The sequence below is a fragment of the Sulfitobacter marinus genome, assembly GCF_900116285.1.
GTDB classification, from domain to species: Bacteria; Pseudomonadota; Alphaproteobacteria; order Rhodobacterales; family Rhodobacteraceae; genus Sulfitobacter; species Sulfitobacter marinus.
On sequence record NZ_FPAJ01000002.1, the window covers coordinates 381171 to 394187 of the forward strand.

A 13017-nucleotide genomic window follows, 5' to 3' on the forward strand; every position below is an offset into this window, starting at 1 on the left:
TTTTAACGTCTAAAGTACCTAGGCGCGCCACCGCGCCAAAGCAAGCGGGCCAGCCGGTCGATTAGCCGTAAATGCGCAATAACTCTTCCAGATCGGCCAATGTGTTGGCTTCTTGCAGGGGTTTATCCTGTCGCCAGCGCAGCATGCGGGGAAACCGCAGGGCGACACCGGATTTATGGCGCGTGCTGCGCTGGATGCCCTCGAATGCGATTTCAAAGACGTGATGCGGCGTGACTTTGCGTACGGGGCCGAATTTCTCGAGCGTATTTTTCCGCACCCAAGCCGTGATCTGGCGAAATTCGGCATCGGTCAGCCCGCTATAGGCCTTGGTAAAGGGGACCAGATCATTGCCATTCCAGACCGCAAAGGTGAAATCGGTGAACAGATTGGCACGGCGACCAGACCCAGATTGGGCATAGATCATCACCGCATCAATGGTCAGCGGGTCCAGTTTCCATTTCCACCAATCGCCCTTCTTTCGCCCCGATAAATAAGGGCTATCGGCACGTTTCAGCATCAACCCTTCGGCTTGGGCCGCCCGGGCATTTGCGCGGATCGCGGCGAGATCATCCCAAGTTGTGAAATCCAGCTGTGGCGACAGGCGCACGGGGGCCTCAGGTGGCAGGTTGACACAGGCGTTTTCCAGCAGTGCCCGCCGGGCGGCAAAGGGCGTGTCGCGCATGTCCTGACCTTGCCATTCCAGTAGATCATAGGCGTGCAGCACCACGGGGGCCTCGGACAGCAGTTTTTTCGGCACGGTTTTGCGGCCAATGCGTGATTGCAGCGCGTTGAAGGACGACGGATTTGGCTGATCTGACGGCCAAACCAACAATTCACCGTCCAGCACTGTGCCATCGGGCAGGTAATCCACAGCGCGGGCTAGCTCTGGAAAGCGGTCGGTCATCAACTCTTCGCCCCGGGACCAAACGAAATACTGGCCATCACGCAGGATCAACTGGCCCCTGATGCCGTCCCATTTCCACTCGGCGCGCCAATCTGCGGTGTCACCAAGGGCGTGGGCTGTGTCCTCAAGCCCGTAGGCCAGATAAAACGGATAGGGCCGCGAGGCGTCGACTGAGGCATCTTCAGCAATGACCAAAGCGTGCCATGTGGTGTCGTCGGGGTGCCAGTTTCCCATCAGCCGATGCGCCAGCTCTGCCTCGGGTTTTTGGGTGGCGCGGGCGAGGGCTCGGGTCATCAGCTTTTGACTGATGCCCACCCGAAAACCGCCTGTAATCAGCTTGTTAAAGATAAACCGCTCTGTCCCGCCAAGTTGTTTCCAAGCCGACAAAACGAAGGCTTTGCGGGTCTCTTCGTCTTGAGTGTAGACCTCGCGCAGGGCGGCGATCCATTCGGACAATGTCCGCGTGTCTTGGCTGCTGTTCGGGGGCAGGACAAGCGAGATAGTTTCCGCCAAATCGCCAACGATGGAATAGCTCTCCTCGAACAGCCACAGCGGGATATTTGCGCGCTCAGCCGCCCATTCGCGCAGTTTGGTTGTCGTGACAGCGCGTTTTGGCCGCCGGCCAGAGAACAGCGCGATAGTCCACAGCCGATCTGTATCAGGCGCGTCCTGAAAATAGGCGGCAAGGGCCGCGACCTTGACGTTCGTCTTGGTGCTTTGGTCGATGGTGTTGAACAGTTGGGCAAATCGCTTCATTCGCTGGCATCCTTGTCCAGACTTTCCCCTTCGAACTGCGTCGGCACGACCTGCGCGTTCCAACCGTTAATATTCAAGTATCGGCTGAAGATATCAGTGTAACCATGGGTCACATATATGTTTTCAGCCTCGGTTTCTTTGATCGCTGACAGCAACCCATCCCAGTCCGCGTGATCCGAGATAACAAAACCACGATCACCCGCGCGCCTGCGCCGTACGCCTCGGATCGCCATCCAGCCACTTGCAAATGCGGTTTCTTGGGGCCCGAATTTCTTTGACCACGCGCTGCCCAACGCGGATGGCGGTGCCAATACGATTGCGCCGGGATGGTCCTTGGGCTTCAGGTCCGCATTAGCGATGATTGTATCTGGCAGGCTGATCCCTTGGTCACGCATGGCCTGATTGGTGTTTTCCGTGGCTGTATGGGTCAGGATAGGGCCAATGTCAGGGTCGAGCATGGTCAGCAACCTTTGCGCTTTACCCAACGCATACGCGCCTAGAAAAGCGGTTTTCCCTTGGGCTGCACAGTCCGCCCACCAGTCATTGATTTCGGCTGCGATGCTGGCTTGATCTGCCCAATGGAACACCGGCAGGCCAAAGGTGCTTTCGGTGATAAAGTGGTGACATTTTATAGGGTTAAACGGCTCTGACAGCCCATCATCAACCACCTTATAGTCACCCGATGCGACCCAGATCTCGCCGTCTACTTCGACCCTGATTTGTGCCGACCCGGGTACGTGTCCCGCCGGGTGAAACGACACATCGGTGCCTCCGATCCGCCGTGTTTCGCCATAGGCTATCCCCTCGGCCGTGATGTCGCCCAAGCGGTGGCGCATAACGGGCAGGGCGGCATGGGTGGCAAGATACCGCCCCATCCCCCATCTTGCATGGTCTGAATGGCCGTGGGTGATCAACGCACGGTCTACGGGCCGCCACGGGTCGATATAGAAATCTCCTGCCGCGCAGTAGATTCCGTTTTCGGTAAAGCTAAGGACCGGTTGATTGCTCATGTAAGACAGATAGCGGTGTCTTGTGCTTTGAACAGGGGGCATGCGAATGAAACAAGCAGTGGCTTATCAAATTCATTCCGGATCAGGGTGATAGGTTTAACAGCTCATGCAAAACATGAGTTTTAACCTTTTGCATTTCTCAGAAACAGTCGTGCAATGTCATCTATGGCCGCATCACGCAGGGTGGGCGTTTCCATTAAAATTTCATGCTCGGCCCCCTGAACCAGCTGCAACTGACCGTTTTTCCAACTTTCCATCCGTTCCTTGATCCGTCCAACATGAACGATCCGCTCGTTCGAGCCCAAAAATGTAATACAAGGCAGGCTGGGGGCCGCGCGGAGCGACAGATGCTTGGTCTCGGACAGGGCCTCGCGCAGCCAGACATAGCTGGGGCCGCCCAAAGACAGATCTGGATGCGCAATAAGCTGATCACGCATCATATCGTACATGGATTCGTCGGTGGTAAGCATATTATCGTCAAACGGGGCGTCCGCGACATAAGAGGCTGTTGTCGTGCCCGCTGGCAAACGGTGCCCCTGGCCGATCTTTGGCATCAGATGCGCCAAAACAGTGGCGATAGGGCGCAGATGCGGGGCCAGACGAATGCCCCACATCGGGGCCGTAAAGGCCGCGGCCTGCACAGCCAATCCTTCCATCACGGCGCGCAGCCCAATGCAGCCGCCCATTGAATGGGCAAGCAAAAAGAAGGGGCGCGGCAGTTGCAGCGTTCGCGCGGTACGCATCATGGCGGCTACATCTTTTTGATAGTCGGAAAATGCGTCGACATATCCGATGCGCGGGTCCGGCAGCATACGATCCGCCAGCCCCTGACCGCGCCAGTCAATCGTGATGACAGCCAACCCGCGTTTGGTCAGCTCAGTGGCGATTACGCCATATTTTTCAATGTATTCGGTCCTGCCGGGGAACAAGAGGACGGTCCCTCTTGCCCCTTCAGCAGGCCAATGTGCAATCCGCACGCGCCGACCATCAGACGTCTCTACCCAATGGGCCACACCTGTGTCTGGCCCGGGGTAGATGTCGGTAAATAGCGGTGCGGGCGTTAGGTTCATCAAGCCAGTACAGAGGCCAGTTTCATCGCCATACCCATGTCGCCATCAATCTTGAGCTTGCCGCTCATGAAGGCACCGGTGGGGTTGGTATCGCCGGAAAGGATCGCTTGAAAGGTTTCAGCGTCGGCGGACAGGGTAACGTCTGCAGGCTCGTCCGCGGCGCGCGCGCCGGCGTCGTCCATCATCACGCAGCCTTCGCCTTCGATGTCGAATTTTGCTGTCCCGTCAAAATCAGCGCCTGCCAGCTTTTCATTAAGTACGGTTACCGCTTCGTTCACAATATCGCTCATAATGGGCCCTTTTTTGTCAAATGGCACCGACACGTCTGGAAAAGTGGCGGCAGCCTGTTACATTTAACATTGTTATGGCCAATCAAATCGTCAACCTCAAACATACCGTAGCGGCAATTGGTCTGATGGTGTTGCTTGCTGGTGCATGTTTTGCGCAATCCACAGAAAGTGAAGTGGATTTATTGCTGGACAAACTGCGCAGCGCCCCCGCTGACGAGGCCGCGAGAATCGACCGGGACATTCAGACGGCATGGCTGCGGTCCGGATCCGCGACCATTGACCTGCTGATCAAGCGAGGAAGCGATGCGTTGCGCGCCGGGGACACAAAACTGGCGATTGAACATTTCACCGCCCTGACCGACCACGCGCCAGAGTTCGCCGAAGGGTATCACCTGCGGGCGCAGGCCTATTTTCATGCCGATTTATATGGTCCTGCAATTGATGATCTGGAATCAACTTTGACGTTTAACCCGTTGCAATATTATGCGATTTTCGGGTTGGGCGCGATCTTGCAAGAATTTGGTAACCTGCGGTCCGCCGCGCAATTGTATCGCCGGGTTTTAGAGATTAACCCTCACCATGAAAATGCGCAAAAGGCGCTGGACGGGCTTCGGCGCGACGGCATCGGGCGCACAGTTTAATACGTCGGGAATATTCTGGTGACAGGCGAAGGTAGGGTCGTGGCCGTTTTAGGCCCGACCAACACGGGCAAAACGACATATGCCATTGAACGGATGCTGGCGCATCGTACGGGGGTGATCGGCCTGCCGCTGCGGCTGCTTGCGCGCGAGGTCTATGATCGGATCGTAGCGCTGCGCGGCCCTTCTGTGGTGGCTTTGGTCACGGGCGAGGAACGGATTGTACCGCCCCGCACGCAGTATTGGGTCTGTACCGTCGAGGCGATGCCCGAAGGCATGGGCGCAGACCTTGTGGCCGTCGATGAAATTCAACTTTGCGCCGATCCCGAGCGCGGCCATGTCTTCACGGACCGTTTGCTTAGGTCGCGGGGGCTGCATGAGACACTTTTCATGGGCTCTGACACCATGCGCGGGGCCATCGCGGCGCTTGTGCCAAAGGCGCAATTCATCAAGCGTGAGCGAATGTCTGAATTGACCTATACTGGTTCGAAAAAAATAAGTAGAATGCGTCCACGCAGTGCAATCGTCGGTTTTTCAGTTGATAATGTATATGCGATAGCCGAGCTTATTCGCCGCCAGAAGGGTGGGGCGGCGGTTGTTATGGGGGCGCTCAGTCCGCGCACGCGTAACGCGCAAGTCGAGATGTATCAAAACGGTGAGGTTGATTATCTGGTGGCCACGGATGCCATCGGGATGGGACTAAATCTTGATGTCGATCACGTTGCATTTTCAGCTTTGACGAAATTTGACGGTCGCCGCATGCGCCCGCTGGCCCCCAACGAACTGGCGCAGATCGCCGGGCGGGCGGGGCGCGGGTTCAAGAGCGGGACATTCGGCGTAACCGGTGATGCTCCTCCGCTGGAGGATGGCGTGGCCCAAGCCATCATGGATCACAGCTTTACCCCGCAGAACAAGATCAACTGGCGCAACCCGTCGCTGCAATTCGGATCCATTGACCGGCTGATTAAAACGCTTGAGATGGCACCAGATCACGAACGCCTGTTCAAAGCGCGCGAAGCAGATGATCTAAGGGCGCTTAAAACCCTGGGCGAGGACGCTGAAATCATTGCGCGTTGCACGGACGGACCGTCGGTCAAGCTGTTGTGGGATGTTTGCCGGATTCCCGACTTTCGTGGTATAAGCTATGCAGAGCACGCCAGCCTGCTAGAGGTGATTTTTAACTATCTTCATCAGCGCGGATCTATCCCGGATGACTGGATAGCGCGACATATTCAGCGCATAGATCGAACCGATGGCGATATTGATGCGTTGTCCAAGCGACTGGCCTTTATCCGCACATGGACCTATGTCACCCAACGCAAAGGGTGGACGGGTGACGAAAACCATTGGCGAGACGAAGCGCGTGTCGTAGAAGACAGACTGTCAGACGCGCTGCACGAGCGTTTGACCCAAAGATTTGTAGATCGGCGCACATCCGTGCTTTTGCGCCGACTAGGACAGAAGGAAGCCATGGTGGCCGAAGTAAACGAGACCGGTGAAGTAACCGTTGAAGGCGAATTTGTAGGCAAGTTGGACGGGTTCCGCTTCCGGCAAGACAAAGGCGCTGGCGTCGCGGAAGACAAAACGATCAAGACCGCGTCATTGCAGGCTTTGGCTCCGCAATTCCATTTGCGCGCAGACCGTTTTTATAATGCACCCGATACCGAGATTGATTTCACCGAACAAGGTGGCCTGATGTGGGGCAGCGCGGCAGTGGGAAAGCTGGTTGCCGGCCCTGATGCGCTGAAACCCGGGATCGAGGTTTTCGTTGATGATGTTGCCGGCCCAGAGGTTGCGCAAAAGGTGCAGCGGCGTTTGCAACATTTCATTGATCGCAAGATCGCAGCACTTTTCGAGCCGCTTGTCGCGTTGTCCAAGGACGAGACGCTGACAGGTCTGGCCCGCGGTTTTGCGTTCCGCATGGTTGAAAACCTTGGGATTATTCCGCGCGCTGATATTGCCGATGACGTGAAGGCGCTGGATCAAGAGGCACGCGGTGCCCTGCGCAAACACGGCATTCGCTTTGGTCAGTTCACCATCTTCATGCAAGCATTGCTAAAGCCCGCGCCGACGCGTCTGCGTTTGGTGCTGTGGTCGCTGTCAAAAGGCCTGCAAGAGTTTCCTGAATCGCCCCCACCCGGTTTGGTGACAATCCCCGTTGAGGCCGGTGCCCCAGCCGGTGCGGATACCATGTCGGGCTACCGTAACGCTGGCACGCGCGCGATCCGCATCGATATGCTTGAGCGGTTGGCAGATATGCTGCGGTCCGAGGATTCTCGCGGCGGGTTCGAAGCCAAGCCTGACATGCTGTCGATCACCGGTATGACGCTTGAGCAGTTCGCAGCCCTCATGGAAGGGTTGGGTTATAAGGCCGAAAAGGCGGAGCGTACCAAGGTTAAACCTGTTGATACGGTGATGCCGCATGACGAGTCCCCGTTTGCAGCCGGTACCGATGAAAATGCGGACAAGCCCGTCATGGATATCGCAGCGGAACAGCCCGCAGGTGGCATCGTCGCTGATCCGGAACCCGCGCAACCGGCTGATATTGTACCTGAAACCGCTGGAATCATTGACGAAGGCATTGCGCCGATAATCTCGGAAGAGGGCGAAAGTGCGGAGGTGTCTGACCACATCGGCGATACGGCAAAGGGCGAAACGCCGCAGGGCACAGCGCCTGACGCATCCATTGCCGGGGCCGAGACCGAGGTGTTTTACGTCTTCACCTGGGGCCGTGCGCCCCGCGCCAACCAGAATGCGCGGCGCGGCGGTGGTGATCGTCCACAAGGTAAGGGAAAACCCGGACCACGTGGGAAAAAAGGTGGCCCGCGCGGTGATAAGGGGGGCAATAAATCGCAAAACTATAGTGCGCGCCCGCCCAAAGCTGACAAGCCGATCGATCCAGACAACCCCTTTGCTGCGGCCCTGATGGGGCTCAAGAACAAGTAATTGTCGGAAGCGGCCACAAAGCTTCGGCTGGATAAATGGCTGTGGCATGCGCGGTTCTTTAAGACACGATCACTGGCGGCGGCACGCGTGCAAGCGGGTGCCGTCCGGGTGAACGGAAGTGTCGCGCAGAAACGGGCGACAATTATTGTGCCCGGCGACGTTTTGTCCTTTGCGATGGGCGATGACATTCGTGTGATACAGATCGACGGGATTGGCACACGGCGTGGGCCAGCCCCCGAGGCTCAGGAACTTTATACCGATCTGTCCCCTCCTGCGCCCAAGTCCGAGAAAAAACAGCCTGAAAATCCAGCTTTTGAGGGAAAAGGGCGCCCTAGCAAGCGCGATAGGCGTGTGCTTGATCTTTCTCGGGCACGCCATCTTGAATGATGTGCTGTGCTGATTTAGCAATGCGCCAAATCCGTTATAAAAGATGACCCTATGACCTATATCGTTAATGACGCCTGCATTGCATGCAAATATACCGACTGCGTCGAGGTATGCCCCGTGGATTGTTTCTACGAGGGTGAGAACATGTTGGTCATCCACCCAGATGAATGCATCGATTGCGGCGTCTGTGAACCTGAATGCCCGGCCGATGCGATCCGCCCTGATACAGAGCCGGATATGGAGAAATGGGTTGAATTCAACCGCAAGTATTCCGAGCTGTGGCCAGTGATCATCACGAAAAAGGACCCGCTGCCCGAGGCAGAGGAGCGCGACGGCGAAGAGGGTAAGCTGGATAAGTATTTCTCCGAGGCACCGGGCGAGGGCGGTTAAGCGATTCGCAACGCGCACCATAGTTGGGTAAAATTGTCAGTGAATTGACGTAAAATACACCTGCGGCGCGATAATTTGATCAAGAACTGCCTTGCCATCGCTTTCGGTAAGGGCGTTTTTGTGGTATATTCTACTCAATGAACTTACATGTTTGCCATCTCTCAACCTCTTTGCTGCGGTTGAAATTGTAATTCTGAAGTTATGAATGCTGGCTGTCGGCCCTTCTGGGCCGTGCAGCCTTTGTCTTTGTGAAAAGGCAATCTACCCCTGCGGGCCATGTCCCGCGACCAAGGAGCCATGTTTATGAGCAAGTCGAAAAAGCTAGATTTCCGCCCCAACGAATTCGTTGTCTATCCCGCGCATGGCGTTGGGCAGATCGTATCGGTCGAAGAGCAGGAAGTCGCGGGTATGACGCTGGAACTGTTCGTGATTGCCTTTGTTAAGGACAAGATGACGTTGCGCGTGCCGACCCACAAGGCGATCGAGATCGGGATGCGTGCGCTGAGCAGCCCCGACACGATTTCCCACGCGATGAAAACCCTCAAGGGTAAAGCCAAGGTAAAGCGGGCCATGTGGTCGCGCCGTGCGCAGGAATACGAGCAAAAAATCAACTCTGGCGATCTGATTGCCATTGCCGAGGTCGTGCGCGACCTGCACCGCACCGATGACCAACGCGAGCAAAGCTATTCCGAGCGTCAGCTTTATGAAGCGGCGCTTGAGCGTCTGACGCGCGAAGTGTCTGCCGTCGCCGGTGGTGACGAATTGGCAGCCGCCAAGCAGATCGGTGACGTATTGGAAAGCCGCGTGGCCGCCGCTTAAACGAGGCCCTATCACAGATTAACAGAAGCCGCGGCGGGTTTCCCCTGCTGCGGCTTTTGCATGTCTGGTGCTAGGCTTGCTTCTTTTGCTCTGCCTCGATCCGGTTCATGAATGCGGTTTCGAGATCCTTTTGCAGTTCTTTCGCACGGCTTACATAGGCCTTGTTCTCGCTCGGCGGAACACCGGGCCGCCACAGCGCCGCCAGTTCGCGCACCGATGCACGGTCATGGCTATAGAACATACGCTGCGCTTCGGCGGCCTCATAGTCAGACAGGCCCAGATTTTCTAGCACATAGCGCCCGGCACGCAGCGAGCTGTCGAACATCTCGCGCACGATGTCATTGGCACCGGCCTGATACTGCAGGTACACATCGGTGCGATCATGGGCGCGGGCTACGATGTGCAGATCTGGGCATTCCTTGCGGGCATAGGTGATAAGCTGAAGCGCTGATTTGGGATCGTCCAGGGCCACGACCAGCACCTTTGCATCGCGCAGCCCAGCCTTGCGCAGGATGTCAGGGCGCGTCGGATCACCCAAGAATGCCTTGAACCCAAAGCGGCGCATGACGGTGATTGTTTCGGGGTTGTGGTCCAGCACCACCGTGCGAAAGCCCGAGGCCTGAACCAGTCGGTTCACGATCTGACCAAACCGGCCAACGCCTGCGATGATGACGGTGCCCTGTTCGTCGATTTCATCCGCCACGATGGGGCCGGCCTTGGTGTCAAGGCGCTTGCTGATCTGGTCATATAGAATGAACAGCAGCGGTGTGATCAACATTGATAGGGCGACCACCAGCAGCAAGACCTCGGCAACGTCGTTGGGCATCACACCGGTCGCGACCGAAAAACTGACCAGCACAAAGCCGAATTCGCCCGCCTGTGCCAACCCCAGGGCCAGCAACCACCTGTCGCGCCCGCGCAGTTGGAACAAGCTGCCCAAGCCAAACAGAATGATCCCTTTGACGATGATCACCAGCAGGGCCATGCCCATGATAATCACGGTATCGGCATAAAGCAGCTCAAAGTTGATGCCCGCGCCGACGGTGATAAAAAACAGGCCCAGCAACAGCCCCTTGAAGGGTTCAAGGTCGGTTTCCAGCTCGTGGCGGAATTCGCTGCTGGCCAAAACCACGCCCGCCAAAAACGCGCCCAATGCGGGCGACAGGCCGACAAGCTCCATCAGAAACGAAATCCCGACGACGATGAGCAGGGCAAGAGCGGTGTACATCTCGCGCAGTTTTGCCGCGTGGATAAAGCGGAACACGGGCCGGGTGAAAAACACGCCGGTGATGATGATGCCCGCGATGGCACCGATGGTCACAAGGGTAATGCCCCAGCCGGGCAGACCCTGAACCAGCGATATCGCCGCATAGGCCACCTCGGCCCCTTGACCCACGTGTTCTGTATTCCCGTGTCCAGCTGCGGACGCAGCATGATCATTCGCGGCGATTGAGATGGACCCGTCTGGCAATACCTCGGCCGCCATTTTCGTCACCAGTAGCGGTAGAAACGCAAGGATGGGGATCACCGCGATGTCCTGTGTTAACAGGACAGAAAACACTGATCGTCCCCCTGCGGTTTGCATCAAACCCTTTTCTGACAGGGTTTGCAGCACGATCGCGGTCGATGACAGGGCCAGCGTCAGACCGATTGCAATCGCCACGCCCAAGGGTTGCCCGTAGGCCATCGCAATACCCATAAGCGCTGCCGCAGAGATTAACACCTGCAAGCCGCCCAAACCCAACAAGCGATGGCGCATATTCCACAGCGCGCGGGGTTCCAGCTCAAGCCCGATCAGAAACAGCATCATAACCACGCCAAATTCCGCGAAATGCTGCAGGTCTTTGGTTTCCGATCCGACAAAACCCAAGGCGGGGCCAATCAAAATACCCGCCGCCAGATAGCCCAGCACCGACCCAAGCCCCAAGCGCGAGGCAATGGGAACCGCAATAACCGCGGCCGCCAGATATATCGTGGCTTGGAACAGGAAACCTTCCATAGGGCGTCTTCTTTCATAAGGCCGGTATTGTCCCGGCTGGGGGCCGTTAGGTGGGCAGGGGACTATCGTGCTTTAATTGGTCCATAACGATCTGACTATGCACTTTTGCGACAGCGCCGTGAGGTAGCAGAACATCATGTATCAACCGATTAAGGCTGGACAGGTCGGTACAGTAAACCCGCAAAAGGTAATCGGCGTCCCCCGTCATGGTCCAAGCGCTTACAATCTCGGGGCGGGTGGCCAACAGCCGCGCAAAGCTGGCTGAATGCTCCGGCCCGTGGGTGCCAAGATGCACCTGAATAAAGCCTTGCACCGCCAGACCCAACCGGATCGGGTTTAGCTTGGCGCGGTAGCCTTCGATATATCCTTCGGTTTCAAGTCGTTGGCGTCTGCGCCCGGCTTGCGATGGCGACAGATGCAGCCGCTCGCCCAACTCCTGCGCCGTCAAATGTGCGTCCTTTTGCAGGGCAGCCAGCAGGCGGCTATCTGTTTCATCCAGTGTCATGCGGGGTTCTCGCTTGATTTTGGTCCAATATGCGGGGTTCGCGCGTATTTTGCCAGAACATGGGTCGAATTTGCGCAATTCCAGCGGGGTTTTGCCGATACCTTGGACAAAACATCCCAGCCACAGGAGAATCCCCATGGGTCCGTTTCCCCACGATGCAGAAAAGTCTCAGATCACTGATGAAAATCCGGCTGGAACCGACGGTTTTGAATTCGTTGAATTCGCCAGCGAAAACCCGCAGGAATTGCGCGATCTGTTCACACGCATGGGCTATGCCCACGTGGCCACTCATAAAACCCAGGCGGTCGAATTGTGGCAACAGGGCGATATAACCTATGTGCTAAACGCTGACCCCGACAGCTTTGCCGCGAAATTCGTGCAAGATCACGGCCCCTGCGCTCCGTCTATGGGCTGGCGCGTTGTTGATGCGCAGCATGCATTGGCGCATGCGGTGTCGAACGGGGCCACCGAATACACTGGGCCGGGCAAGGTGCTGGATGTGCCTGCCATCGAAGGGATCGGCGGCTCGCTGATCTATTTCGTCGATCAGTATTATGACACATCCCCCTATAACGAGGAATACGACTGGATCGCGCAGTCCAAACCGGCAGGGGTAGGATTCTATTATCTCGACCACCTCACGCATAATGTTTTCAAGGGCAACATGGACGTATGGTTCAAATTCTACGGCGATTTGTTCAACTTCCGCGAAATCCGTTTCTTTGATATCGAAGGCAAGTTTACCGGCCTGACATCGCGCGCTTTGACGTCACCTTGCGGCCGCATCCGCATTCCGATCAATCAGGATCGAGATGAAAAGGGCCAGATCGTCGCCTATCTCAAAAAATACAAAGGCGAGGGGATACAGCACATCGCCGTGGGCGCGCGCGATATCTATGATGCCACAGACAAAATCGCTGACAACGGCCTCAAATTCATGCCCGGCCCCCCTGATACATACTACAAGCTCAGCAAGGGCCGCGTGAAAGATCACGACGAACCGCTGGACCGGATGAAAAAGCACGGGATCCTGATCGACGGTGAAGGCGTGGTCGACGGTGGCGAGACGCGCATCCTGTTGCAAATATTCTCGAAAACAGTGATTGGCCCTATCTTCTTTGAGTTCATCCAACGCAAAGGCGATGACGGATTTGGAGAGGGTAACTTTAAAGCGTTGTTTGAAAGCATCGAGCAAGAGCAGATCGACAGCGGCGAACTGAAATCGGCGTGATCAAGAATAAAAAGGGCCGCGCTGAATGGTGCGGCCTTATTGCTTCTCTGGCTTGAAAATATCCCGGGGGAA

The 13017-nt window shown here is 56.7% G+C and carries 12 protein-coding genes; 6 read left to right on the forward strand and 6 right to left on the reverse strand.

What is annotated here, in order from left to right:
- Nucleotides 1-61: 61 nt before the first annotated feature.
- The 4 genes from BM347_RS07375 to BM347_RS07390 all read right to left on the reverse strand — a co-directional run bounded on the left by BM347_RS07375 (nt 62) and on the right by BM347_RS07390 (nt 4030).
- A complete protein-coding gene (locus BM347_RS07375) occupies nt 62-1660 on the reverse strand; it encodes an ATP-dependent DNA ligase (RefSeq protein WP_093915785.1) in 1599 nt (532 codons plus the stop codon).
- Nucleotides 1657-2670: a ligase-associated DNA damage response exonuclease gene (locus BM347_RS07380; protein WP_093916091.1), complete on the reverse strand. Its 1014-nt coding sequence runs from the start codon at nt 2668-2670 to the stop codon at nt 1657-1659. The genes BM347_RS07375 and BM347_RS07380 overlap by 4 nt, the downstream gene beginning before the upstream one ends.
- A 122-nt stretch (nt 2671-2792) precedes the next feature.
- Nucleotides 2793-3740 carry an alpha/beta fold hydrolase gene (locus BM347_RS07385; protein WP_093915786.1) on the reverse strand — a complete coding sequence of 316 codons (948 nt, stop codon included), beginning with the start codon at nt 3738-3740 and terminating at the stop codon, nt 2793-2795.
- Nucleotides 3740-4030: an SCP2 sterol-binding domain-containing protein gene (locus BM347_RS07390; protein ID WP_093915787.1), complete on the reverse strand. Its 291-nt coding sequence runs from the start codon at nt 4028-4030 to the stop codon at nt 3740-3742. Before BM347_RS07390 ends, BM347_RS07385 begins: the two co-directional genes overlap by 1 nt.
- 20 nt (nt 4031-4050) lie before the next feature.
- Between BM347_RS07390 and BM347_RS07395 the strand changes: the two genes are divergently transcribed.
- From BM347_RS07395 to BM347_RS07415, 5 genes are all read left to right on the forward strand, one after another.
- Nucleotides 4051-4671, forward strand: coding sequence for a tetratricopeptide repeat protein (locus BM347_RS07395; protein ID WP_245764207.1), 621 nt, complete (start codon nt 4051-4053; stop codon nt 4669-4671).
- Between the two features lie 18 nt (nt 4672-4689).
- Nucleotides 4690-7614, forward strand: a complete 2925-nt coding sequence (locus tag BM347_RS07400) for a helicase-related protein (RefSeq protein ID WP_175498526.1) — start codon at nt 4690-4692, stop codon at nt 7612-7614.
- A complete protein-coding gene (locus BM347_RS07405; RefSeq protein ID WP_093915788.1) occupies nt 7615-8001 on the forward strand; it encodes an RNA-binding S4 domain-containing protein in 387 nt (128 codons plus the stop codon).
- A gap of 51 nt (nt 8002-8052) precedes the next feature.
- Nucleotides 8053-8391: a ferredoxin FdxA gene (fdxA, locus tag BM347_RS07410; RefSeq protein ID WP_093915789.1), complete on the forward strand. Its 339-nt coding sequence runs from the start codon at nt 8053-8055 to the stop codon at nt 8389-8391.
- Nucleotides 8392-8694: 303 nt separating this feature from the next.
- Nucleotides 8695-9210, forward strand: a complete 516-nt coding sequence (locus BM347_RS07415; RefSeq protein WP_093916094.1) for a CarD family transcriptional regulator — start codon at nt 8695-8697, stop codon at nt 9208-9210.
- 70 nt (nt 9211-9280) lie between these two features.
- Here BM347_RS07415 and BM347_RS07420 read toward each other — a convergent pair whose 3' ends face one another.
- On the reverse strand, nt 9281-11209 hold the full coding sequence (locus tag BM347_RS07420) for a cation:proton antiporter domain-containing protein (protein WP_093915790.1): 1929 nt from the start codon (nt 11207-11209) through the stop codon (nt 9281-9283).
- A 46-nt stretch (nt 11210-11255) separates the two neighbouring features.
- A complete protein-coding gene (locus BM347_RS07425) occupies nt 11256-11714 on the reverse strand; it encodes an Lrp/AsnC family transcriptional regulator (protein ID WP_093916095.1) in 459 nt (152 codons plus the stop codon).
- A gap of 136 nt (nt 11715-11850) precedes the next feature.
- Here BM347_RS07425 and hppD point away from each other — a divergent pair, with 136 nt between their 5' ends.
- On the forward strand, nt 11851-12945 hold the full coding sequence (hppD, locus tag BM347_RS07430) for a 4-hydroxyphenylpyruvate dioxygenase (protein ID WP_093915791.1): 1095 nt from the start codon (nt 11851-11853) through the stop codon (nt 12943-12945).
- The last annotated feature ends 72 nt before the right edge of the window (nt 12946-13017 follow it).